This window comes from Asanoa hainanensis, from assembly GCF_900188485.1.
Taxonomy (GTDB): domain Bacteria; phylum Actinomycetota; class Actinomycetes; order Mycobacteriales; family Micromonosporaceae; genus Asanoa; species Asanoa hainanensis.
The window spans coordinates 1-22,756 of sequence record NZ_FZPH01000030.1 but is presented as its reverse complement, the minus strand read 5'-3'; the positions used below and the strand labels follow the sequence as shown (position 1 = coordinate 22,756).

Annotated in this window: 24 protein-coding genes; 11 read left to right on the top strand and 13 right to left on the bottom strand. The window is 71.9% G+C overall.

What is annotated here, in order from left to right:
- Nucleotides 1-141: 141 nt before the first annotated feature.
- The 4 genes from CHC05_RS38740 to CHC05_RS38725 are packed head-to-tail and all read right to left on the bottom strand — an operon-like array spanning nt 142 to nt 3,049.
- Nucleotides 142-603, bottom strand: coding sequence for an aminoacyl-tRNA deacylase (locus tag CHC05_RS38740; protein WP_089255646.1), 462 nt, complete (start codon nt 601-603; stop codon nt 142-144).
- Between the two features lie 10 nt (nt 604-613).
- Nucleotides 614-1,366 carry a MerR family transcriptional regulator gene (locus CHC05_RS38735; RefSeq protein WP_089255645.1) on the bottom strand — a complete coding sequence of 251 codons (753 nt, stop codon included), beginning with the start codon at nt 1,364-1,366 and terminating at the stop codon, nt 614-616.
- 6 nt (nt 1,367-1,372) lie between these two features.
- On the bottom strand, nt 1,373-2,266 hold the full coding sequence (locus tag CHC05_RS38730; protein ID WP_089255644.1) for a DMT family transporter: 894 nt from the start codon (nt 2,264-2,266) through the stop codon (nt 1,373-1,375).
- A 9-nt stretch (nt 2,267-2,275) separates the two neighbouring features.
- Entirely contained in the window at nt 2,276-3,049 is a 774-nt protein-coding gene (locus CHC05_RS38725; protein ID WP_089255643.1) for a GNAT family N-acetyltransferase, read from the bottom strand.
- 59 nt (nt 3,050-3,108) lie between these two features.
- Here CHC05_RS38725 and CHC05_RS38720 point away from each other — a divergent pair, with 59 nt between their 5' ends.
- Nucleotides 3,109-3,603 (top strand): septum formation family protein, encoded by a 495-nt coding sequence (locus tag CHC05_RS38720; RefSeq protein WP_089255642.1) that lies wholly within the window; start codon nt 3,109-3,111, stop codon nt 3,601-3,603.
- Here CHC05_RS38720 and CHC05_RS38715 read toward each other — a convergent pair.
- Together CHC05_RS38715 and CHC05_RS38710 are read right to left on the bottom strand one after the other, a co-directional pair.
- Nucleotides 3,593-4,237 (bottom strand): hypothetical protein, encoded by a 645-nt coding sequence (locus CHC05_RS38715; protein WP_089255641.1) that lies wholly within the window; start codon nt 4,235-4,237, stop codon nt 3,593-3,595. The genes CHC05_RS38720 and CHC05_RS38715 overlap by 11 nt on opposite strands.
- The gene (locus CHC05_RS38710; RefSeq protein WP_089255640.1) at nt 4,234-5,640 is read right to left on the bottom strand and encodes a selenium-binding protein SBP56-related protein; all 1,407 of its coding nucleotides are present in this window, start codon (nt 5,638-5,640) and stop codon (nt 4,234-4,236) included. The genes CHC05_RS38715 and CHC05_RS38710 overlap by 4 nt, the downstream gene beginning before the upstream one ends.
- Before the next feature lie 71 nt (nt 5,641-5,711).
- On the opposite strand from CHC05_RS38710, the gene CHC05_RS38705 reads away from it, so the two are divergent.
- From CHC05_RS38705 to CHC05_RS38695, 3 genes are all read left to right on the top strand, one after another.
- Nucleotides 5,712-6,956 carry an FAD/NAD(P)-binding protein gene (locus tag CHC05_RS38705; protein WP_089255639.1) on the top strand — a complete coding sequence of 415 codons (1,245 nt, stop codon included), beginning with the start codon at nt 5,712-5,714 and terminating at the stop codon, nt 6,954-6,956.
- A 34-nt stretch (nt 6,957-6,990) separates the two neighbouring features.
- A complete protein-coding gene (locus CHC05_RS38700) occupies nt 6,991-7,530 on the top strand; it encodes a peptidoglycan-binding domain-containing protein (RefSeq protein WP_089255638.1) in 540 nt (179 codons plus the stop codon).
- 157 nt (nt 7,531-7,687) lie between these two features.
- Nucleotides 7,688-8,146: a putative sulfate exporter family transporter gene (locus CHC05_RS38695; protein WP_089255637.1), complete on the top strand. Its 459-nt coding sequence runs from the start codon at nt 7,688-7,690 to the stop codon at nt 8,144-8,146.
- A 4-nt stretch (nt 8,147-8,150) separates the two neighbouring features.
- Here CHC05_RS38695 and CHC05_RS38690 read toward each other — a convergent pair whose 3' ends face one another.
- The 6 genes from CHC05_RS38690 to CHC05_RS38665 all read right to left on the bottom strand — a co-directional run bounded on the left by CHC05_RS38690 (nt 8,151) and on the right by CHC05_RS38665 (nt 12,801).
- On the bottom strand, nt 8,151-9,095 hold the full coding sequence (locus CHC05_RS38690; RefSeq protein WP_089255636.1) for a hypothetical protein: 945 nt from the start codon (nt 9,093-9,095) through the stop codon (nt 8,151-8,153).
- Nucleotides 9,088-9,603, bottom strand: coding sequence for a SigE family RNA polymerase sigma factor (locus tag CHC05_RS38685; RefSeq protein WP_089255635.1), 516 nt, complete (start codon nt 9,601-9,603; stop codon nt 9,088-9,090). Before CHC05_RS38685 ends, CHC05_RS38690 begins: the two co-directional genes overlap by 8 nt.
- Before the next feature lie 66 nt (nt 9,604-9,669).
- Complete coding sequence (locus tag CHC05_RS38680; RefSeq protein ID WP_089255634.1) at nt 9,670-10,083, bottom strand: RrF2 family transcriptional regulator; 414 nt, start codon at nt 10,081-10,083, stop codon at nt 9,670-9,672.
- A gap of 6 nt (nt 10,084-10,089) precedes the next feature.
- Nucleotides 10,090-10,953 (bottom strand): ABC transporter permease, encoded by an 864-nt coding sequence (locus CHC05_RS38675; protein ID WP_089255633.1) that lies wholly within the window; start codon nt 10,951-10,953, stop codon nt 10,090-10,092.
- Complete coding sequence (locus CHC05_RS38670; RefSeq protein WP_089255632.1) at nt 10,943-11,737, bottom strand: ABC transporter ATP-binding protein; 795 nt, start codon at nt 11,735-11,737, stop codon at nt 10,943-10,945. Before CHC05_RS38670 ends, CHC05_RS38675 begins: the two co-directional genes overlap by 11 nt.
- Nucleotides 11,734-12,801 (bottom strand): ABC transporter substrate-binding protein, encoded by a 1,068-nt coding sequence (locus tag CHC05_RS38665; RefSeq protein ID WP_089255631.1) that lies wholly within the window; start codon nt 12,799-12,801, stop codon nt 11,734-11,736. Before CHC05_RS38665 ends, CHC05_RS38670 begins: the two co-directional genes overlap by 4 nt.
- 419 nt (nt 12,802-13,220) lie before the next feature.
- On the opposite strand from CHC05_RS38665, the gene CHC05_RS38660 reads away from it, so the two are divergent.
- The 5 genes from CHC05_RS38660 (at nt 13,221) to CHC05_RS38640 (ending at nt 19,305) form a co-directional block, all read left to right on the top strand.
- Complete coding sequence (locus CHC05_RS38660; protein ID WP_089255630.1) at nt 13,221-15,209, top strand: DUF1800 domain-containing protein; 1,989 nt, start codon at nt 13,221-13,223, stop codon at nt 15,207-15,209.
- 17 nt (nt 15,210-15,226) lie between these two features.
- Nucleotides 15,227-16,594, top strand: coding sequence for a DUF1501 domain-containing protein (locus tag CHC05_RS38655; RefSeq protein ID WP_245871445.1), 1,368 nt, complete (start codon nt 15,227-15,229; stop codon nt 16,592-16,594).
- A gap of 79 nt (nt 16,595-16,673) precedes the next feature.
- Nucleotides 16,674-18,014 carry a ferredoxin reductase family protein gene (locus CHC05_RS38650; protein ID WP_089255628.1) on the top strand — a complete coding sequence of 447 codons (1,341 nt, stop codon included), beginning with the start codon at nt 16,674-16,676 and terminating at the stop codon, nt 18,012-18,014.
- 9 nt (nt 18,015-18,023) lie between these two features.
- Nucleotides 18,024-18,575 (top strand): FMN-binding protein, encoded by a 552-nt coding sequence (locus tag CHC05_RS38645; protein WP_089255627.1) that lies wholly within the window; start codon nt 18,024-18,026, stop codon nt 18,573-18,575.
- Between the two features lie 19 nt (nt 18,576-18,594).
- The gene (locus CHC05_RS38640; protein WP_089255673.1) at nt 18,595-19,305 is read left to right on the top strand and encodes an FAD:protein FMN transferase; all 711 of its coding nucleotides are present in this window, start codon (nt 18,595-18,597) and stop codon (nt 19,303-19,305) included.
- A gap of 344 nt (nt 19,306-19,649) precedes the next feature.
- Here the strand turns inward: CHC05_RS38640 and CHC05_RS38635 are convergent, their stop codons facing one another.
- The gene (locus tag CHC05_RS38635; RefSeq protein ID WP_089255626.1) at nt 19,650-20,312 is read right to left on the bottom strand and encodes a bifunctional DNA primase/polymerase; all 663 of its coding nucleotides are present in this window, start codon (nt 20,310-20,312) and stop codon (nt 19,650-19,652) included.
- Nucleotides 20,313-20,557: 245 nt separating this feature from the next.
- On the opposite strand from CHC05_RS38635, the gene CHC05_RS38630 reads away from it, so the two are divergent.
- Both CHC05_RS38630 and CHC05_RS38625 read left to right on the top strand, forming a co-directional pair.
- Nucleotides 20,558-21,787, top strand: coding sequence for a helix-turn-helix domain-containing protein (locus CHC05_RS38630; protein ID WP_089255625.1), 1,230 nt, complete (start codon nt 20,558-20,560; stop codon nt 21,785-21,787).
- A gap of 7 nt (nt 21,788-21,794) precedes the next feature.
- Nucleotides 21,795-22,370: a flavoprotein gene (locus CHC05_RS38625; protein WP_089255624.1), complete on the top strand. Its 576-nt coding sequence runs from the start codon at nt 21,795-21,797 to the stop codon at nt 22,368-22,370.
- Nucleotides 22,371-22,756: the final 386 nt, after the last annotated feature.

Sequence of the window (22,756 nt, the reverse complement as noted above, 5' to 3'; positions counted from 1 at the left end):
ATCGCCGCCGTTGGCGCCCCGCAGAACGCTACCGGCCCTCGCGCCCCAATCGGAGCGGCGCGCGCCGATGTGGGACGGACGCCTCTTACGACCGTATCGCTTCCGCCGGAACTCGCCGGAAACGGCGGGTTATCGCCCGGTTTACTCCGGGTCGGAGACGTCGGCGACCGTCGCGCCGAGCGCGCGGACGGCGGTGTCGGCATCGACGGCCACCGCGACACCGTGCTCGCCGGCCCCCAGCGTGATCTCCCGACCGGCCATCCGCTCGTCGGCGACCACCGGCCACGGCACCAGCGACCCGAACGGGGTGATGGTGCCGCGCTCGTAGCCGGTCGCGTCGAACGCGGTCGCCGCGTCGGGCATGGACAGCCGGCTGACCCCGAGCAGCGTGCGCAGCTTGGGCCAGGAGATCACCCGGTCGCCGGGCACCAGCACGAACAGGTAGTCGCCCTCGCCGCGCCGGACCACGATCGTCTTCACGACGTCCGGGATCTCCACGCCACGGGCGGCGGCGGCCTCGGCGAGGCTGCGCACCGGGCCGTGGTTGACGACCCGGTGCGCCACTCCGGCATTTTCGAGCGCTTCGACCGCGCGACCACTCATGTGGCCAAGGTTATGACCTTGCCACCGCGTTGGCGTGGATCGCCTCGTTGAGGAACTGGGCCATTCCCGGCTTCAGCTTCTCGTAGAACGCCGTGAACCGGGGATCCGCGACGTACATGTCGGCCAGCCCCGTGTGGAGCTCGTACGAGCACTCGTAGAACCACTGGCTGATCTGCTGCCGGTGCTCCTCGGCGAGGTCCATCGCCGCCTGGCCCTCGGCCGGCTGCCCGCTGTCCATCACCGCGGCCAACCGGCGGCCCCAGTCCTCGCTCTCGGTGCGGAACCGCAGCCAGTCGTCCTTGCTGTAGCGGCTCGTCCGCCGGTGCGACTCGGCGTACGCGTCCGTGCCACCCCACCGTTCCTCGGCCTCGTCGGCGTAGCGCTCCGGCTCGAAGTCGCCGAACACCTCGAAGCGCTCCTCCGGGGTCAGGTTCACACCCACCTTCTGTGCCTCCATCGCGAACTCGATGGCGGTCGCCATCTCCGTCAGTTTCGTGATCCGCTCCAGTAGCAGCCGGTGCTGGCGGCGGAAGTGCTCCCGCGGGTCGGCCGTGTCCAGCAGCACCGCGATCTCGTCGAGGCCGAAGCCCAGCTCGCGGTAGAACCGGATCTGTTGCAGCCGCTCCAGGTCGGCGTCGGTGTAGACGCGGTAGCCCGCCGAGGTCCGCTCGCCGGGCACCAGCAGCCCGATGTCGTCGTAGTGGTGCAGCGTGCGCACCGTGACACCGGCCAACGCCGCCACCCGACTCACCGCGTAACCCATCCGGGCTCACCCCCTCTCGACTCCCCACGAAACACCCTGCCGTCGCGTGAGGGTCAAGTTTCTCGCCCGGGTCGCCGCGACCCCGGCCAGGCAGAGCAGGCCGCCGCCGAGCGCGAGCGCCGCCGGCACCTCGCCGAGCAGGGCCCAGGCCATGATCACCACCAGCGGGGGTACGAGGTACGTGGTGGCACCGAGCTTGCCGGCGCCGGTGTGGGCCAGCGCGTACGCCCACGTGGTGAACGCCAGCGCGGTCGGCCCGGCCCCCAGGTAGACGAGCCAGCCGATGGTCGCGGGTGTGGTCGCGTCGGCGACGAGCTCGCCGGCGAACGGCAGGCAGGCGACGGCGCCGACCACCGTGGCGAGGAAGGTGACGGCGAGCGGGTCGGAGCCGGCCAGCAGCGGCTTCTGCGCGACCACCCCGACCGCGTAGCCGACCGCGGCGACCAGGCAGAGCACGACGCCCCACGGGTCGGCCCGGGTGTCGCCGGCGGCCGCTACGCCGATCAGGACGGTGCCCGCGAACGCGATGCCCAGCCCGAGCAGCAGCGTGCGCGGGAAGCCCTCCCGGAGGAACAGCCCGGCCAGGACGGCGATCAGCACCGGCCCCAGGTTGACCACCATCGCGGCGGTGCCGGCGTCGACCCGGCGCTCGGCGGCGTTCAGGGCCACGTTGTAGACGCCGAGCCAGGCGACACCGCAGACCAGCAGGCGCGGCCAGGCGCTTCTGGCCGGCCAGCGCGGTCGGCGGACCGCGACCAGCGCACCGAGCAGGACGGCGGCGACCAGCAGCCGGCCGAGCGCGAGCGCGCCGGGCCGCACGTCGGCGCCGAGGTGCCGGATGGCGACGAACGCCGAGGCCCAGAGGAGGACGGTGGTGGAGATGGCGGCAGCGATTTTCACGCCGTCACGCTAGGCGCGGGACCTTTCGGCCCCGGCCGAAACGTAGGCGGCCTCCTCGTACCCGCCGATGATCCGGAAACCGATCCGCGTGTACGCGGCGACGGCGGGTGCGTTGTCGGCCTTGACGTTGAGGGTGACGACGTCGGTCGTCTCGCGCAGCCGGTGGCAGAGCGCGGCGGTGACCCGCTGGGCGAGCCCCTGGCCACGGTGGGCCGGATCGGTGGTGACGTTGCCGATCGCGCTGACCCGGTAGACCGGCGACCAGACGTGCACGCCGGCCACCGCGACGAGCCGGCCCGCGCGGCGCAGGCCGACGTACTGGCCGGTCTCCAGCATCCGGCGGTCGAACCAGTTGCCGGGGTACGCCGCCGCGTAGAGGTCCTCGAGCTCGCCGAGGTCGGCGGGGCCCAACGGCTCGCCCTCCGCGGGACCCACGGGCGCGCCGGCCAGGGCCATCTTGTGGTGCGGGCCGCCGTCGTGCGTCCGGGTGTACGCCGGGGCCAGCGCGACACCGGCGCCGGGGGAGAGGTGGGCGTAGACCGTGCGGGGCAGCAGCGGGACGAGCCGGGTCAGCAGGTCGCGCAGCGGCTCGTCCGCGCCGAACGCGAGCAGGGTCGGCGTCGGCTGCCCGTGGTAGATCAGGGCCACCGTCTCGCCGTGCGCGTACCAGGTCGTGAACGGCCAGAAGAAGTCGTCGAGATCGCCGAGCTGGTACGCGTGCAGAGCAGGGTCCTTGCGGAGCAACGCGGCAAGCTCGGCACGGTCGTGGACACTGCGCAACATGGCCGCGATCGTGTCACAGGACTCGCCCGTGGCCTGCTCACGGTGCTAGTTTCCCGCGCGTGACGTCGGCAGAGGCACCCTCGAGACAGCCGGCGCGGGGCCTGCTCGTGTTCGGCGTGCTGTTCGCGGTCGTCATCGTCGTGGCGGCGGTGGTCGGCGCCGCGGTCGCCCTGCGCGGTGCGGACGCGTCCTCGTCCGGCGGCGAGGTGTCGGCGGGCAAGCTGGCGGTCGGCCACTGCGTCGACGGGCTGCGGGAGAGCGACGACGTCGCCGCGCTGCCGGTGTTGCCGTGCGAGCAGCCGCACGAGGGCGAGGTGTTCGCGATCGTCGAGCTGCCGGCCGGGCCGTACCCGGGTGTCGACAAGCTGGGCCTGCAGGCGCAGCAGGAGTGCCTCGCCCAGTTCGAGGACTACGCGCCGTCGTCGGTCGCCGACGACAAGGTCGAGCTGTTCTACCTGCACCCGACCGAGCTCTCCTGGACGGCCGGCGACCGCGGGGTCACCTGCGTGGCCACCGACCCGACGACCAAGCGCACGGGCTCGCTCAAAGGGTGAGGGCGACCGCCGCCGCGCCGGAGCCGATCAGGGCGACCGCCCAGACGAGGTCGAGGTTGACCCAGGCCCGGCGCAGCACCTCGAGCCCGAGCACCCGGTAGACCAGCAGGCCGATCACGCCGGCCACGGTCACCATCGCGACGGTGTGGACGGTGGTCGCCGCGAGGCCCTGCCAGAGCAGGGCGCTCGGGTCCGACGGCGCGTGCAGGGCGTGGTCCTGGTGCACGCCGGGCGGCGGGTTGGCCACCAGCACCGGCACCAGCATCAGCCCGGCGCCGTGCACCGACGACATCAGGAACGACCACCCGGTGAGCTGCCAGGGCGTCAGGCGCATGCCGGCCCAGGCGAAGTGGCGGCGGGACAGCGCGCGCCACAGTCCGAAGCCGACCATGACGAGGCCGCCGGCGATGGCGACCACCCGGGTCGCCAGCACCGACCGCAGACCCTCGACGAGCGCGGCGACGGCGAACACCGACAGCGCGTGCCCGGCCGCGATCGGCACCAGCGAGCGGAGCACCGCCAGCGCCGACCGTTCCTGCAGCCCGATGGCGACGGCGAACAGCCACCCCATGCCGGGGTTGAGGCCGTGGAACGCGCCGAGCCCGGCGAGGGTAAGGATCTCCAGCCAACTCACGGGAAGCAGTATGAGTCCGAGGAGGCGTCACCGCCCTGCAGTCTTGTCTGGTGAACGCGGCGCCCGCGGAACTCGTCGCCGTGCGGGAAGAAGCGGGGATCGGGGGACAGGCCGCCGTTGTCGAGGTCGACGTCGAGCCGGGCCGCCCAGGCGCCGACACCGTCGGGATAGAACTGGTCGTCCCACGCGCCGTAGAGGGAGTTCGTGATGTAGACCCGGCGGCCGTCGCGGGACACCTCGACCATCTGCGGGCCGCCGGCCAGGGCCAGGTCGGGTGCGGCCGGGTGGGCGGCCCGCGTGACGATGCCGCCGAGCCGCACCTCGCCGGTCAGCCGGGGAGCGAACGGGTCGGACACGTCGTATTGCAGGAGCTTGCCGATGCCCCACGCGGAGACGTAGAGGTAGCGGTCGTCGACCGACAGGTCGATGTCGGTGACCAGCGGCGGCACGGCGCCGAACGGCTGGAGGATCGGCGGCAGGTCGGCCGCGTCCGCCGGCTCGGCGGGAATCTCGATCACCTTGCGGATAGCGAAGTCGCCGGACTCGGCCCGGTGCCAGAGCCAGACCGACGCCGACAGGTCCTCGACGCTGGCCACGACGCCGACGAAGCCGTATTCCTTGGTGGGGTCGTGCGCGGGCCGCAGTTCGAGCGCCATCTGGTGCTGGTCGCCGAGATCCAGCGTCTGCAGGTGGCGGCGCTTGCGCAGGTCGAAGAAGTGGATCGAGTGCCCGTATTTCCGGCCGAGCAGCAACTCGCCGACCAACCCGTCCTCGATCATCGACGGCGTGCCCCACTCGCTGGTCACCACCACGTCGCGGGTCAGGTGCCACCAGAAGTCGTAGCCGAAGTATTGCGGCCCGCGGTCGATCTCCCAGGCGCCGAGCACGTCGAACGAGTCGTGGTCGAGCAGCGCGATGCCGCCGGGCCCGTCCGCGCCGTCGGCGCCGCCCAGGTTGGAGACGTAGATCCCCTCCGGACCACAGTGCACGGTGTGCGGCCGGGAGTAGCCCGCCTTGGCCAGCTCCGCGGGCTCGATGGTACGGACGATCTTCGGCGCCTTCGGGTTGTCCTTGGTGTCGAGCACGTAGATCCGCGACGAGCGCAGCCCCGGCACGATCAGGTAGCGACGCTCGACGTGCGGGTGCGGCGACGACGGGCAGAGCGCGCTGCTGCACGCGTTCCAGCCGAAGTGATGGAGCTCGTCGCCGCGGTGCGGCAGGTCGGTCCAGCCGACCACGCGGCCGTAGCTGTCGGAGGTCTCGTCGACGTCGAGCACGGCGATCGCGTCGGGCTGCTCGGCGGCCCGGTCGAACGCGGCGACGTAGGCCAGCTTCTCGGCGGGCGCGGACACCGCCTGGCGCGGGGAGGGATAGAAGGTCGGGTCCGGCTTCCACAACGGCATCGCGGCACTCCTTTGCCTGATTCCGACGGTAACCTACAATACCTATAGGATTTAAGGGGCGGCGGTGGCGCATGGAAACCCTGATCATCGGTGGTGGCCCCGCCGGGGCACTGGCCGCGTTGGCCGTCGCTCGACACAGTGGACGCGCGGTGACCGTCGTCGACCCGGCTCCTAAAGTGGGACCGGGCTCAGCGTATGCCACCCGCGAGCCGCGGCATCTGCTCAATTCACGGGCCGGGACGATGTCGGTCGATCCGGACGACCCGGGCGACTTCGCCGCGTGGGCCCGATGTCGCCCGGACGAGTTCCTGCCCCGCGGGATCTACGGCGCTTATCTCGCCGAGCGGATCGGCGCGGTGCCGCACCTCGCGCGGCGCGCGCTGCGGGTCCGGGCCGCTCCGGGCGGCTGGGCGGTCGAGCTCAGCGACGGCACGACCGTGTCGGCTTCCGACGTCGTCCTGGCGGTCGGTCCGCCGCCACCGGTCTTCCCGGCCGCGGCGTCGGTCGCGGTCCGGCGGGCGCCCGGGTACGTCGCGGTGCCCTGGTCGCCGGGCGCGCTGGACGGCCTCGCGGCGACCGACCGGGTGCTGCTGCTCGGCACCGGCCTGACCGCCGTCGACGCGGTGCTGACGCTGCTCGCCCGCGGTCACCGGGGCCAGATCGTCGCCGTCTCCCGGCACGGCCTGCTGCCCAAGGCGCACACCGAACTGCCGGCACGGCCCGCCCGCGTCGACGTGGGCGGGCTGCGCGAGCTGCTGCGGGCGCTGCGGGGCAGCCCGGACTGGCGGGCCAGTGTGGACGCGCTGCGACCGCAGGTCGACCAGGTCTGGTCCGGGCTCAGCCTCGATGAGCAACAGCGGTTCCTGCGCCACCTGGCACGCTACTGGGAGGTGCACCGGCATCGCTGCGCGCCGGAGGTGGCGGCCGCAGTTGAGGGAGCCCGCACGGACGGCGCCTTGGAGGTGCTCGCGGCCCGGGTGACGTCGATCCGCACCGCGCCGCGCGGTTTCGCGGTGACCATGCCGGGGCCGCGGACCTTCGACGCGGTCGTCAACTGCACCGGGCCCGGTCACCCGGCGGGCATCCCGCTGGTGCGCTCGCTGGTCGCCGACGGGCTGGCCCGCGCGGACCCGCTCGCGCTGGGCATCGACGTCGACGACACCGGCCGCCCGATCGGCCGGGACGGCCGGCCGACCGAGGGCCTGCACGTGCTCGGCAGCCTGCGCCGCGGCCGCTGGTGGGAGACCACGGCGATTCCCGAGATCCGCGCACAGGCGTACGCCGTCGCATCGAGGCATCTAAAGATCTCTGTATAGTGCGAGCACTTTGCCGTACGGAGAAAGGGTTCAGATGAGATTGCTCCATCGCCGGGCGTTGGTCGCGGGTGCGAGTGTGGTCGCGCTGCTGGCGGCCGGCCTGATGGCTCCCGCTCCGGCGCACGCGTCGGCCGCGCAGGGTGTCATCTCGGGCTCGGGTGCGGTGACCGACGACTTCGCCGACGAGGCGACGTTGAGCCGCACCGGCCCGTTCCGGAACAGCACTGCGGTCGCGCTGTGGCAGACCGTCCTCACGGCCGAGGGGTTCCTCGAGCAGAGCGACATCGACTGCCAGTTCGGTCCGGCGACCGAGGCGGCGACCAAGAGCTTCCAGCGCCGGTACGGGCTGTCGGCGGACGGCATCGTCGGGCCGAACACGTGGGCGAAGGCCGACAACTACCTGGTCAACGACGGCCAGACCCCGGGCTTCCTGCGCGTCGGCTACAACTCGCCCAACCAGGTCCAGGTGCTCGGCTTCCGCCGCCTGGGCAACGGCTACTACGAAACCTTCCTGGACGGCGGCGGCCTGGTCTGGGCGGTCGCGTACAACACCCAGGCATCCCCGTACTGCTGAGGGATTGCCCGCGCGGATAGCAGGCCGAGCGGAAGGTCGACTGGGCGTGGGTGGGCGCCGGCCTCGTGCTGGTGCTCGCCCTCGCCTGGCTCACCCGAGTACCCCGTCTACGCGATCGTGATCGGCCTGCTCGGCAACGCGGTGCTGACCGCGACCGGTGTCCGCGACCGGCACGCTGGCCGGCGAGGACGCGCTGAAGATCGCCACGATCGTGAAGGTCACCCAGAACGCGCTGATCGGCATCGTGGCGGTCGCGCTGACGGCGTGGTTCGCGTTCAAGGTGGAGCGCACGGCCGACTCCGCGCGGCCCGGGGCGGGTGAGCTCTGGCGGCGGTTCCCGAAGTTCGTGCTCGGCTTCGTCGCCGCGTCGGTGCTCGGCACCTGGTTCGCCAACTCGGTCAGCGCGGCGGACAACAGCGCGGCCCAGGCTGTCGCGACCAACTTCCGCACCTGGTTCCTGATCCTGGCGTTCGTCAGCATCGGCCTGGAGTTCCGGCTCACCGCGCTGCGCGAGGCGGGCTGGCGGCCGATCGCGGTGTTCGCCAGCGCGACCGTGGTCAACATCGGCCTCGCCCTCGCCCTGGCCGCGCTGCTGTTCGCCGACTTCACCGTCTGACCGGTCAGTCGTTCGTGATGCTCGCCGGCCAGGTGCTGATGCGCTCCACCCGGTCGGTCACCGTGAGGGCGGCGAGCACCGCGTCGGCATCGGCCACCTCGTAACCCTGGTAGGCCTTGCCGATCCGGACGCTGACCTCCAGGTGCGGCACGCCGCGCAACGCCACCTCGTCGTGCCCGGGATAGAGGAACGCGGGTCGCCCACCGACCGTGTGGTTTCCGCTGTCGTCGGTGCGGCCGCGCGAGTACTGCGCCTGCACCTCCATCCGCGCGCCGTCGGTGCCGCGCAGGATGACACCGCCCTGCGCGTAGGTGCCATCGACGAACCCGACGTAGGCGGTCACCGGCGTGCTGCCCGCCGGCCGGCTGCCGAGCTGGAACGGCAGCACGACCCGCTGCGCGCGATCCAGGTCGACGGCGGCCAGGGCCCTCGTCGCGCGGGCGTCGTCGGCGCCCTGGACGCGCAGCCAGAGCCCGGGCACCGGCTGGGACCGCAGGACGACGCCGACGCCGTCGGCCCGCTGTGCGCCCTCGACGGCGGCCCGCTCGCGCCCGATGGTGACGGAGACCAGGCCGCCGTCGACCTCGGCCTCGAGCTGCTCGTAGCCCTCCGTGCTGGTCCAGGTGTGGAAGCGGGCGGCGGCCTCGATCGCGGGTGCGGCGAAGTGCACGACGCGCGGATCGGTGCCGACCGAGGCCGGATCGGCCGCGGCGCCGGGCGCGCCCGCGGCGGGCAGGACGACGGCACCGCCGCCGCGCTCCAGCAGCGCGACCGTGGCGCCGGCGCCGACCACCAGCGCGAGTGCCGCCGCGCCCCAGACCAGAGCACGGTGCCGGCGTCGCTTGACCCGGCCGCGGGCGAGCGCTCCGGAGACCAGGCTGACGCGGTCGACCTCACCGGCCGCCTGCCGGTCGAGGGTGGTCCTGATCAGCTCGTCCAGCTCAGACATCGGCCCTCACTTCGGCGGTGTCACCCACGAGGGCGGCCCGCAGTGTCTGGGTGGCGCGCAGCGCGTGGGTGCGCACCGTCGACGCCGAGCAGCCCAGGATCGTCGCGATGGTCGCGTCGTCGAGGTCCTCGTAGTAACGCAGCGCCAGCACCGCGCGTTGCTGGCGGGGGAGCTCCCGCAGCAGCCGCCACAGGGTGTCCCATTCGGCGACCGCGGTGCCGACGTCGTGGACCGCTCCGCGCCGGTCGACGGCGTCGGCGATCGTCTCGTGCGGGGTCGGCCGCTCGTGGTTCGCGCTCCTGCGCCACCACGAGGCGTTCGCGTTGACCAGCATGCGCCGCAGGTAGACCTCGGGCCGTTCCATCCGGCTGATCGACCGCCACCGCACGAACGCCTGGCCCAACACCTCCTGCACCAGGTCGTCGGCCCGGTCGCGGTCGCCCGTCAGCAGCCGGGCGAGCCGCACAAGCGCGGGACCCCGCACACCGACGTACTCCTCGAACGTCATCCACAACCTCCTGACCGGACAGACGCTCTCAGCGGCGCCCCGCGTCCACAAGCGGTCAGGCGACTTCTACACGCGTTTCGCCGTGGCCGGCGGGAGCAGGTCGGCGAGGGTGGTCCGCTCGACGATGTCGGCGATCCGGTCGTGCACCGCCAGCCAGACCTCGCGCAGCCCGGCGGCGGTCGGGGGATAGGCCGCGCTCTCGGTCGGCAGCCCGCGCACGGTGGTCAGGGCGCCGTTCACCGCCCGCACCACGTCGCCGATCGTGATCTCGGCGGCGGGGCGGGTCAGCGTGTAGCCGCCCTCGCCGCCGCGCTGGCCGTGCAGCAGCCCGGCCCGGCGCAGGTCGCCGAGGATCCCCTGCAGGAACGCCGGCGGCATCTGCTGCGACCGGGCCAGCGCCGCCGCGGTGACCCGGCCGGGCGCGTCCGCGACCGCGAGCATCGCCCGCAGCGCGTAGTCGGTGCGTGCCGAGACCTGCATCCCGGCTCAGCCCCGGTCCAGCAGGCCCCAGCGCCGGCGGATCGCCCGGTCGGCCTTGGTGAACAGCAGGTCGACGAGGAGGCCGAGCACGAGGATCACGATCATCACGCTGATCACCCGCGGGGCGTCGGACAGCTCGCGCGCGTAGGTGAGCTGCACGCCGATCGAGGTCGACTTGGCGATGACCACGAGCAGCTCGCCGGCCATCAGGCTGCGCCAGGCGAACGCCCAGCCCTGCTTGAGCCCGGCCACGATCGCCGGCAGCGCGGCCGGCGCGATCACGTAGCGGTAGAGGTTGAGCCCCCGGGCGCCCAGGTTGCGGCCGGCGCGCAGCAGCAGCGGCGGCACGTAGTCCACACCGTGGATCACGCCGTTGGCGATCGACGGCGCGGCGCCGAGCACGACGACGAAGAAGATCGCCTGCTCGCTGAGCTGGAAGAGCAGGATGGCCAGCGGGAACCAGGCGATCGACGGCATGGTCTGCAGCGCGGTGATCATCGAGCCGAGCGCGGCCCGGAGCACCTTGACCCGGGCCACCGCGAGGCCGAGCAGCAGGCCGACCGCGACCGCCGCGCCGAAGCCGATCGCTGCCCGCTGGCCGGTGGTCAGCAGGCCGTCCCACAGGGCACCGCTGGTCGCGTACGCCCGCAGGTCCTTCGCGACGGTGACCGGGCCGGGCAGTGCGTACTCCGGCTTCCAGCCGCTCCAGACCACGACCTGCCAGGCGAGCAGGGCCAGCGCCAGCGCGGTGAGCTTGGGCCAGGTCGCCGCCCAGATCCGGGACCCGCGGCCGGGCACCTTCTGCTGGCTGGCGATCTCCAGGGCGTCGAGGCCGGAGATCGTGTCCGCGGCGAGTTGGTCAGTGGCCATGGCGTCCCACCTCCGCGCGGAGCCGGTCGGTGACGTCGGCGGCCACCGCGGCCACCTCGGGGGAGTCGATCCGGCGCGGGCGGCTCACGTCGACCCGCGTCTCGTAGATCACCCGGCCGGGCCGGCTGGAGAGCAGCACGATACGGTCGGCGAGCCGGGCCGCCTCGCGTACGTTGTGCGTCACGAACAGCACGGTCAACGGGGTTCCGGCGGCGTTGCGGCCGGTCCACAGCCGTTCGAGCTCGTCGTGCAGGCTGTCGCGGGTCATCGCGTCCAGCGCGCCGAACGGCTCGTCCATCAGCAGCACCGGCGTGTCGAGCGCGAGCGTGCGGGCCAGCGCCACCCGCTGCCGCATGCCGCCCGAGAGCTCGTGCGGCCGGCGCCGGGCGAAGTCGCCCAGGTGCACGGTGTCGAGCAGCTCGGCGACCCGGGCCTTGCGGTCGGCGGCGGGCAGCCCGCGCAGCTTGAGCGGCACCTCGACGTTGGCGCCGACGGTCAGCCAGGGGAACAGCGCCGGTTCCTGGAACATCAGGCCGGGCCGCGCGTCGTCGCCGACCTGGATCCCGCCGCCGCTGACGGTGTCCAGCCCCGCGACCAGGTTGAGCAGGGTGCTCTTGCCGCACCCGGAGGCGCCGACGAGACAGACGAACTCGCCGGGCGCGACGTCGAGGGAAACCCGGTCCAGCGCGACGACGGCGTCCGCGCCCCGTCCGTACACCTTGGTCACGGCCGAGAGCGCGACCGCGGCGGACGCGCTCCCGGGGGTGGTGGTCGTGGTGCTCACGGGAGCGGGACCTCGGTCTCGCCCTGCTCCTTGAGCGCCTTGTTGAGGAAGCTCAGGTCGTACAGCCCGTTCAGGTCGACCGGCTGGGTGAGACCGACGGCCACCGCGTGGTCGAGGCCGGTCTTGAGTGACGACGCGATCGGGTCGTCCAGGAACTGCAGCGTCGGCCAGGCCTGCTTGATCAGCTTGAGGTCGAGCGGCTTGCCGGTGATCTTGCCGATGTGGTCGGAGATGGCCTGCTGCGCCTGGTTCGGCTGCTTGTTGACGAAGTCGTTGGCGGCCACCTGACCGTTCACCAGGTTCTGCACGACGTCGGGGTGGGCCTTCAGGAACTTCGTGCTGACGATCAGGTTGGTGATGACGAACTTGCCGCCCGGCCACAGGTCGCGCTCGTCGACCAGCACCTTGCCGCCGGCGTTGACGAGCTGCGAGACGAACGGCTCCGGCACCCAGGCGCCGTCGATCGCGCCGCTGCGGAACGTCTCGAGCGTCTGTGAGTTGGCCTGCGGCACGATGCTGACGTCGCCGCCGCCCTCCTTGGTCGTGGTCAGGCCCTTCTCCTTGAGCCAGTAGCGGATCGCCACGTCCTGGGTGTTGCCGAGCTGCGGCGTCGCGATCTTCTTGCCGCGCAGGCCCTCGACCGAGGTGATGTCGGGCTTGACCACCAGCGCGACGCCGCCGGACGCGGCGCCGGAGACCACCCGGACCGCCTCGCCCTCCGACTTCGAGTGCGCGTTGACGGTCGGGTTCGGACCGATGTACGTGGCGTCGAGCGCGCCGGAGAAGACGGCCTCGATCGCCTCGGGGCCGGCGTTGAAGGTCTTGGGCTCCAGCGTCACGTTCGGGCCGAGCTTCTCGGCGAAGATGCCCTTCTCGACACCGACGATCGCCGGTGCGTGGGTGATGTTCGGGAAGTAGCCGAGCCGCAGCGTCACCGGCTTGCCGGCGGCGCTGCCGCCGCTCTCGTCGTCGCCACCGCACGCGGCGGCGGTCCCGAGCGTCGCGGCGGCCACGATCGCGACGGTGGCCAGGTTGCCGATCCTGCGCAGGGGGAGACTTCTCATCGCCCGTCCAATCCATAGCTTTCCTACTTGATTGATAGGAAGAGTGGGTTAGGCGGGTCGGCCGCGTCAAGGTGATGTCCACCATCTGGGAGACGGGGATCGACGGCGGAGAGTTACTTGCCGGTGGACATTATTTGGGCTTAGCCGGTCCTTAAGTTTTCCTGTGCCGGTTGATTAGGGCCGCTGCCAGGCATGTTGTCCGGCCGGGCACGGTGGGTGACTCCGGCAGACATCGAAGCAGCGTGCTGCGCTGACCGCGGGGTCCGGCGGCGTCGGGGCCGCCTTAAGTCACCGGTCCGTGGGCCGCGAAACAGCCCTTGAGCAGGCCATCCGGGTGCCTTAGCTTCCGTGACGACCCTTCGACACCCAACCGCCGCCGCGGACGACCGTGGCGCACTCGCGAGAAGCGGGAACCGCACATGGCCAACCGGAACACGCCGCCTGACCGGCCGGGCGACGACGGCCGTTGGGACGGCCGGCCGCTCCCCACCACGGACCGGTACCGGTCGCGGCCCGCCATCACGCAGCAGCGTGGCCCGCGCTGGGTGGGGCCGGACGGCGGTGTCGACATCGACTCGGTCGCCGGTCTGCCGGAGATCTACGAGGACGACGAGGACGACGATTCCGGTCCCGACAAGGGCCGGCGGCGGGCGCTGCTCGCCCTCGGCGGCGCCGTCGCGCTGGCCGGTGGCGGTGCCGCGCTGAGCTTCACGTCGCAGGGCCGGGACCTGCTGAACAAGGTGCTCGGCGACGGTGGCGTGGACACCACGGCCGAGCAGCTCAACAACGCGATCTCGAACTCGCCGGCCCAGCAGCAGCCGAGCCAGGTGCGCACCTACACCGAGCAGAACGAGTCCTACATGGGCTCGCGGGCCGGCAACGAGCTCCGCAAGAACGCTCCGGCGACCGGGCGCGCGTACTCCTCGCCGAGCCAGGCCGCGGCCAACACGAAGGTGACCGTCAAGACGGTGCTGGCCAAGGACCCGATCCGGCACCTGGCCAGCCGGGCGACGTTCGGGCCCACGCCCAAGGTGCTGAGCGACATCCGGCGGCTCGGCATCGACGGGTGGCTCCGGGCCCAGCTCGCGCCCGAGAAGATCGCGCCGACCCCGGGCGAGCTCAAGCTCGCCGACCTGAGCACGCTGACCATGTCGATCCCGCAGCTCCGGGCCAACCGGGAGGCGCTCAACCAGAAGGGCAGCCAGGCCGACCAGGAGGTCGTCGACGCCGCGGTGGGTCGGATGATCTTCTCGGAGCGGCAGCTCTTCGAGGTGATGGTCGACTTCTGGAACGACTTCCTGCACGTCGGGCCGTTCTTCGACGGGTCCGACATGGTGCGCTCGAGCTTCGACCGGGACGTGATCCGCAAGCACGCGCTCGGCAACTACCCGGAGATGCTGGTCGCCGCCAACCGCCACCCGGCGCTGCTGATCTATCTCAACCAGAACCAGTCCACGAAGGACAACGTCAACGAGAACCTGGCCCGGGAGAACCTGGAGCTGTACTCGGTCGGCGTCGACGGCGGCTACACGGAGAAGGACGTCAAGCAGGCCGCGCTGCTGCAGACCGGCCGCGGCGTCCGCGAGGACCAGTACGTGTACCAGCCCGAGCGGCACCACGTCGGGCCGGTCAAGATCATGGGCTTCAGCCACCCGAACGCGACCGCCGAGGGCGGCGAGGCGGCCAGCGACCAGTACTTCCGCTTCCTCGGCCTGCACCCGTCGACCGCGCGCTACGTCGCCATGAACCTGGCCACCCGGTTCGTCTCCGACGCGCCGCCGAAGTCGCTGGTCGACCGGCTGGCCAAGACCTACCTGGCGCACAGCGGCGCGATCAAGCCCGTGCTGATGACCATGTTCAGCTCGTCGGAGTTCTGGGCCGCGGTCGGCCAAAAGGTGCGCCGGCCGATGGAGTACCTGGTGGCCACGTACCGGACGCTGGGTGTCTCGCCCGTCCCGAGCCCGGGCTTCCAGCAGGGCAACAAGAACCGCACCCCGTTCGCGGAGGGGCTGCGGCAGATCCGCAACAAGATGGACGAGCTCGGCCAGTTCCCGACCGGCCAGGCGACGCCCAACGGCTATCCCGATGTCTTCGTCGCCTGGACCTCGGCCGGCACGATGATCAACGGCTGGAACGAGGCGCTGGACATCGTCAACGGCAACCGCCGGATGTTCTCGTACCTGAAGCCGGAGCGGTTCGCCGGCGCCACCCCGCCGGACACCGCCGGCGCCTACGTCGACGCGCTGTCCAAGCGACTGGTGCACCAGAAGCTCAGCGCCAAGGAGAAGGCGGCGATCCTCGGCATCGCCGGCGTCACCGCCACCACCAAGGTCGACGCGTCGTTCAACGGCGCGCTGACGTCCGTCGTGCGGGCGCTGCTCGCATCCCCGCAGCACCACCTCCGGTGATTCCCTTGGAGAGCAGCGTGTCCACTTTCCCCATCCACCCCGACTGCCCCGACCTGGCGCGGCTCGCGGACAACCGGTTCGACGCCGCGCTGCGCGCCGAGGCGATGGCCGTCGACGCCGAGTCCGCGGCCGAGCGCACGCGGCTGCAGGACCTCAACGAGCTCGAGGAGGCCCAGCAGGACGGCCGCGGGGTGACCCGGCGGACGTTCGTGACGGGCGCGGCGGCGACCGCCACGGCGCTCGCGACGACCCAGTTCATCTCGACCCGGGCGTCGTTCGCGGCGACCAAGACCGGCACGCTGATCCACGTCTTCCTCTACGGCGGGCTCGACGGCCTGGCGATGATCGCGCCGGCCGACGACCCGGTGCTGGCCAAGGTCCGCCCGGACCAGCTCATCGCTGAGCGGGGCGGCATCGCGCTGCAGCGCGGTTTCCGGCTCAGCGGCTCGTTCGCGCCGCTGAAGAAATACCTGGACGCCGGCCAGCTCGGCTTCGTGCCGGCGGTGACCGACCCCCGCCTGTCGCTGAGCCACTTCCAGGCCGCCGACGCCTGCAACCTCGGCGGCCTGCCGGGGGAGACCGGCGGCCGCGGTTGGCTGGACAGCCTGGTCGACGCGCTCGGCCCCGGCACCGCGTTCCGCAGCGTCGGCATCGGCAGCACGCTGCCGCGCTCGCTCGTCGGCAACAACGGCGCGATCGCGATGAACAGCGTCGGGTCCTTCAACCTCAACGGCGACCAGCGGTTCAAGGACGCCACCGCCAAGGCGATCAAGACGCTGTTCACCGGCATCAACCACCCGGTGCAGGAGTCGGTGCAGGAGGGCCTCGCGGCGCTGTCCCTGGCGCAGAAGCTGGCCGCGGACGGCTACGAGCCGCGGGCGGGCGTGGAATACCAGGGCATCGGCAACGCCTTCCGGCAGCTCGCCCAGCTCATCAAGGGCGGCGCCAACGTCCGCGTGGCCACCATCGGCATGGGTGGCTGGGACACCCACGAGAACCAGGGCACCCAGGGCGGCTACGTCTTCAACCACATGGGCGAGCTGGCCAGCGCGATGGCCGCGTTCTTCGACGACCTGGGCCCGGCGGCGGCCGACGTGACCGTGATGGTGTCCAGCGAGTTCGGCCGCCGGGTCAGCCAGAACGGCAGCGGCACCGACCACGGGCACGGCGGCGTGATCTGCGTGCTGTCCGGCAAGAAGCTGGCCGGCAACCTGCTCGGCCGGTGGGACGGTCTGGAGAAGCTGGACGGAGGCAACGTTCCGGAGTACAACAACATGTTCAACGTCTACGGTGCCGTCGCGCAGGGCCGCTTCGGTCTGACCAACGCCGAGGTGGACAAGATCTTCCCCCGACAGAAGTACGCCCCGGTGAAGCTCTTTGCGTGACTACCCTTCGGGCGCCGTAGTAGCGGGCCGCCGTCGGACCGGGGACCCCCCGCCCCGGTCCGACGGTCGTCCCGCGACCGTGCCCGACAACGTTCCCGCGCGGCGTGGTGCCACCGGCCGCCGCGTGCTGGTGCTGTTCTTCTGGGCGGGCCTCGTGCTCGCCGTTTTGCCGTGGTGGCTGGACACCCCGGCCGGCTCGCTGTCGGACACCGGCGCCGTGACGCTGGCCGCCGGCCGGATCGTCGGCCTGGTGGCCGGCTACGTGATGCTCGTCCAGGTGCTGCTGATGAGCCGGCTGCGCCTGCTCGACCGGCTGGCCGGCGAGGAGCTGATGACCCGCTGGCACCGGGACATCGGCGGTGCGCTGATCGTCGCGGTGCTCGCCCACATGGCCCTGATCCTGGTCGGCTACGGCGCGCTCGACGGGTTCAACCCGCTGGTCGAGGCCCGGGTGCTGATCACGGACGTGCCGGACATGCTGACCGCGTTCCTGTCCGCCGCCATCCTCACCGCCGTCGGGCTGTTCTCCATCCGGGCTGTCCGCAACGCCATGCCGTACGAGCTGTGGCGCTGGCTGCACATGTCCACGTACCTGGTGCTCTACCTGTCCTTCGGGCACCAGTTCTCGCTGGGCAACCAGCTTTTCAAGCCCGGCCTTGTACGCACCGGCTGGCTGGCCGCGTACGTCGGTGTCGTGGTCGTCCTCGCGTACGGCCGGGTGATCGCGCCCTTGTTCTTCAACCTGCGGTACGGCCTGCGGGTGGCCGACGTGGTGCCCGAAGGACCCGACACCGTCTCCATCTACCTGACCGGCCGCCGGCTCGACCGCCTCAAGCTCCTGGGTGGACAGTGGTTCCGCTTCCGGTTCATGGCGCGCGGGCTCTGGTGGCAGTCGCACCCGTTCTCCGTCTCCGCAGCCAAGAACGGCCGGTGGCTGCGGCTGACCGTCAAGGTGGTCGGCGCCTACACGCGCGAGCTGCGCGAGCTGAGCTCCGGCGCCCGGGTCTGGGCGATCGGCCCGCGCGGCTCGTTCACCGCCGCGCAGCGCACCGCGCACCGCTCGCTGCTGATCGCCGGCGGCATCGGCATCACCCCGATCCGGGCGATGCTGGAGGAGCTGCCGCCGGGTGCGACGCTGATCTACCGGGCCAGCACGCCGGCCGACGTGGTGCTGCAGCGGGAGATCGACTGGCTGGCCCGGGCCCGCGACGTCGACGTCTGGTACGTGATCGGCTCCCGCAAGGACCCCGGCCCGCGCCAGGTGATGAGCCCGACCGGCCTGCGCCGGCTGGTGCCCGACCTGGCTGCCCGGGACGTCTGGTTGTGCGGACCGCCGGGCTTCGTCGAGTCGGCGCACAAGGTCGTGCGGCGGTCCGGCGTGCCGCGCAAGAAGATCCACCTCGCCGCCTTCGAACTCTAGGAGCTACTCGTGCGCCGTGCCGTGCTGGCGGTCGCCGGTCTTGCCGCCGGCACCTCCCTGCTGGTCGTGGTCAAGGGCGGTGGCGGTGCCGCGCCCGACACGGTGGCGGCGGCCAACGCCGGGCCGACGCCGTCGTCGACCGCCGACCCGGATGCCTCGCCCGACCCGTCCGCGCCGGCCAGCAAGGCGCCGGACGCCAAGAAGACCACCGCCAAGCCGAAGTCGGGCAAGAACACCAACACGGCCGCCGCGCCGCCTCCGGTGGCGCCGAAGTCCAACAAAGTGGTCGGGCCGCGGGTGGAGAACCCGTACGGCGCCGTCCAGGTCGTCCTCGAGCTCGACGGCAACCGGATCGTCAACGTGCGCACGCTGGAGATGCCCGACGCGGAGGCGCGCTCCGACCAGCTCAGCGCGCAGGTCGAGCAGCAGCTGGGCGACGAGGCGGTGCGGGAGCAGGGCGCCGACCTCGACACGGTGTCGGGTGCGACGGAGACCAGCGAGGCCTACATGGAGTCGCTGCGGAAGGCCATCGACCGGATGAAGAAGGGCGAGCGTGACTGAGTTCCGCGTCCGGGAGTGCATGGGCACGGTGATCAGCGTCGAGCTCGCGTCCGGCGGTTCGCCCGCGCTGCTCGACGAGGTGTTCGCCTGGTTCGACGAGGTCGACGCGCGGTTCAGCACGTTCAAGCCCGACAGCGAGGTGTGCCGGTTCGACCGGGGCGAGCTCGCGCTGCCGGACGCCTCCGCCGACCTGCGCACGGTGCTCGACCGCTGCGCCGACCTGTGGCGGGAGACGGACGGCTACTTCGACGGGTACGCCGGCGGCCGGCTGGACCCCTCGGGCTTCGTGAAGGGCTGGTCCGTGCAGGTCGCGTCGGACCGGTTGCTCGCCGCGGGCGCGGTCGACCACTGTGTCAACGCCGGTGGTGACGTGCGGGTGCGCGGCCAGTCGCCGGCCGGGCGGCCGTGGCGGGTCGGCATCCGGCATCCGTGGAACGCCTCCGCGTCGTGCCACGTGGTCTCCGGGACGGACCTGGCCATCGCCACGTCCGGCGTCTACGAGCGGGGCCACCACGTCGTCGACCCGCACACCGGACGCCCGGCGGTCGGCCTGCGATCGGTCACTGTGGTCGGTCCGGACCTGGGCACCGCCGACGCGTACGCCACCGCCGCGCTCGCGATGGGCCCGGCCGGGGTGCGCTGGCTGGGCGGGATCGCCGGTTATGCCTGTGTTGTCGTCACCGACGAGGGACGCAAGCTCAGTTCTTCCGCCCTATCGTCGGTAGGTTAAGACGACTACCATGGTAACTCGTGTACGGTCAGCGCCTGATTGGACGGTGGGTGCCCGCGGGTCGTGACCCGTTCGGGCGGGATCCGCTCGGCCGCGACCCGGACGGCCGTGTGCCGGCCCACCGTTGCCATCGACTTCCGCCGTTCAGGGGGTCGACCTCGGCGGACACCACCGTTACCTTGTCACCTAGCATGTACGCCCCTCCCCGCCGCGCCCCCATGTGGGCCGCCACCTGCATCAACGACCGGTCGGCAGACCGGACGTGCGGGTTCGCGCGTCCTGTTGACGGGATCATCGCCGGTCTCGCCGACGGGATCCGCGATTCGCGGATCCCGGGAACTCCGTCAAGCCGCGCGGCGCGCGGTCGACAGTTGGCGGGGCAGGTGTGGCATCGGGCCGAGTCGCGTGAACAACGAGTCCACGATCATCCGCTGCACGGCGTACGAGTCGGGCAGGCTCCAGGCGACCTCTTCGGGAGCGATCACCCAGCGCACGGCGCCCTCGGGCAGCCGGGTCGGCGGGGCGGGGATCCACGAGCCGTGGCCGTGTCGCACGACGTCGAGCGAGGTCTCGAGCTCCGGCCGCAGCGGGTCACCCGGACGCACCAGGAACATCCAGCGGCCGAGTGGGGTGGCGGCGACGGGCCCGCGCACCTGGAGGCGCCCGGGGCCGAGCACGCCGGCGTGCAGCCGGGCCGCGGCCAGCACCCGGCCGCCCAGCGTGTTGGGCACCTCGAGCACGTCGAAGGCCCGGCCGGTGGCCAGCAGCACCGCGTGGGCCCGCTGGCTCCACCACTGCTCCACCTTGGACGGATCGGCGCTGGCCCGGCGCTCCCAGCCCTCGACCGCCGGGTGGCAGCTCGACGTCGGGCAGCCCGGCCGCTCGCACGCGAACCGGCCGCCGTCGAGCCACGCGCCGGGCACCACGTCCCAGTGATGATCGGCGTATCGCACGGCCGATCGGCGCAGTGCGACTCGGGCGAATGGTGGTCGGATATTCCACCGCATGGTCAGAAACTCCCTACGTGTGGGGTCGGTTCGCCTTAGCAGGCGACCGGCGCCGTATCTCGGATCAACACGCGGTCGTTGCGTTTGACAGATAGCTGAATGCAACTTGCAATCGAAAACTACGAGTGCAGCTGTGACGGGGAACGCACTCGATGTGCGATCGGCACAAACGGGTGATATCCGCATCACCGCCCAGCAAGCCCCGAATCAGACAGCCCCTGAACGAGCGAGGGGGGAGGACGGACATGGATGAGCTTCCCATCGGCCGCCGCGTCGCTTATTGGCGCGCACGCCGCCGCATGTCACAGCAGGTTTTCGCCGACCGGCTGGGCAAGTCGAAGAGCTGGGTCGACAAGGTCGAGCGAGGTGTCCGCCGGCTAGACAAGTTCTCGGTGGTCTACGAGATCGCCGACGTCCTGCAGCTGGACGTGCAGCTCCTGCTGGGCAAGGACCCGGAGCGGCGGCCCGACGCGATCAACTGCATCGACCAGGTCGAGGTCGAGGAGATCCGCGCGGCGCTCGAGCGCTACGACTCGATCAGCGCGTTCTTCGACACGACGCCCAACCCGCAGCCGCTGACCGAGATGAAGAAGGCGGTCAGCCACGCCTGGCTGACCTTCCAGCACGCGAAGTACGGCGTGCTCGCCCGGGCCCTGCCCAAGTTGCTGCGCGACGCCCAGGCGGCCGACACGGCCTACGCGGGCAGCGACACCGCGCACGACGCGGCGAACCTGCTCGGGCAGGTCTACCAGATCGCCTCGTCGTCCCTGCGCAAGCTGGGGGAGCACGAGCTGGCTTGGCTCGCCGCCGACCGCTCGATCGCGGTGTCCCAACGCGCCGGCGACCCGTTGCTCGCCGGGATCGCCACCGTGCGGGTGGGCAACGCGCTGCTCGCGCTCGGCCGCGCCCGCCCGGCCCTCGAGGTCAACGTCAACATCGCCAACCGGCTCGCGCCCGGTGGCGGCAACGAGAGCACCCCGGCCCGGCTCTCGGTGTACGGCATGCTGCTGCTCCAGGGCGCCATGGCGTCCGCCCGGATCGGCGACGGTGCCACCGTGCGCGACCTGCTCAACGGGGCCGAGGAGGCCGCCGCCGAGGTCGGCGCCGACCACAACCACTACTGGACCTGCTTCGGCCCGACCAACGTCAAGCTGCACCGGGCGGCCGCCGCCGTAGAGCTCGGCGAGGGCCGCGCAGCGGTCGAGGTCCACGAGAACATCGACCCGGCGGGGTTCAACAGCCTGCTGCCCGAGCGCCGGGCCCACCACATGCTCGACATCGCCCGGGGCTTCGCACAGATGGGTGACGTCGAGAAGGCCAGCGAGATGCTGCTCGAAGGCGACCGGCTCGCCCCGTCGGAGATCCGCTGCCGCCCGATCGCCCACGAGGTCATGTCCGACGTCCTGCGCCGCACCCGGGGCACGCCACCGCCGGCGGTCGCCGAACTGGCGGAGCATATGGGCGTCGGAGTTTAGTGGTGGTATGAGAGGGGTCCTCTACGCGATCTGCTGCGGCTCGCCCGTCTCCCGCGGCGTCGGCCGGCTGGTCGACCTCGCGAAACAGCGCGGTTGGGACGTCTGCGTCGTCACCACGCCCGACGGCCGCAAGTTCGTCGACGTCGCGGCCCTGGCCGGGCTGACCGGCCACCCGGTGCGGTCGTTCTACAAGAACCCCGGCGACCCCGACGTGCTACCCGCGGCCGACGCCATCGTGGTGGCGCCGGCCACGGTCAACACGGTCAACAAGTGGGCGGTCGGCATCGCCGACACGCTCGCGCTCGGCCTGGTCGTCGAAGGCCAGGGCAAGGGCCTCCCGATCGTGGCGATGCCGTTCACGAACGTGGCGATGGGCGCCCACCCAGCATTCCGCGAGTCGATGGACCGCCTCCGCGGCTGGGGCATCACAGTCCTCTTCGGCGACGAGGTCCTACCCCTACACCCCCCGGGCACCGGCGGAGACTTAGTCGACGTCTTCCCCTGGCACCTGGCCCTGGACGCGCTGGACACCCGCCTGAGCGGCGACCACAACGCGAAGCCGGGATCTTTACGGTTCTCCTGAGCGACCCGGCGCGGACGCCGAAGCGGAGCGCAGCGGAGCGGACTCTGGCGGGAGTGTCCTGTGTCAACCCTCGGGTTGTTGATCTTGGTGGAGGAGGGTTTGGAGGGCGCGGTGTCGGTTCGGGTCGTAGGGGGTGTTGGTGGTCCACATTTCCAGATCACGGCGAGCCAGGCGCGGGCGAGGATTCTGACGGCGTGGGGGTGGCGGTGGCCGCGGGCGCGGGCGCGGGCGTGGTTGTAGAGGTGCGCGGCCCAGGGGTTGGTGTGGCGGGAGTCGGCGGCGAAGTCGCAGACCGCGCCGCGGAGTTGTTTGTCGACCGCCCAGCGGAACGTGACCACGCGGACCTGTCCTGATTGGCGGGTCGATGGGGTGACGCCGGCCAGGCC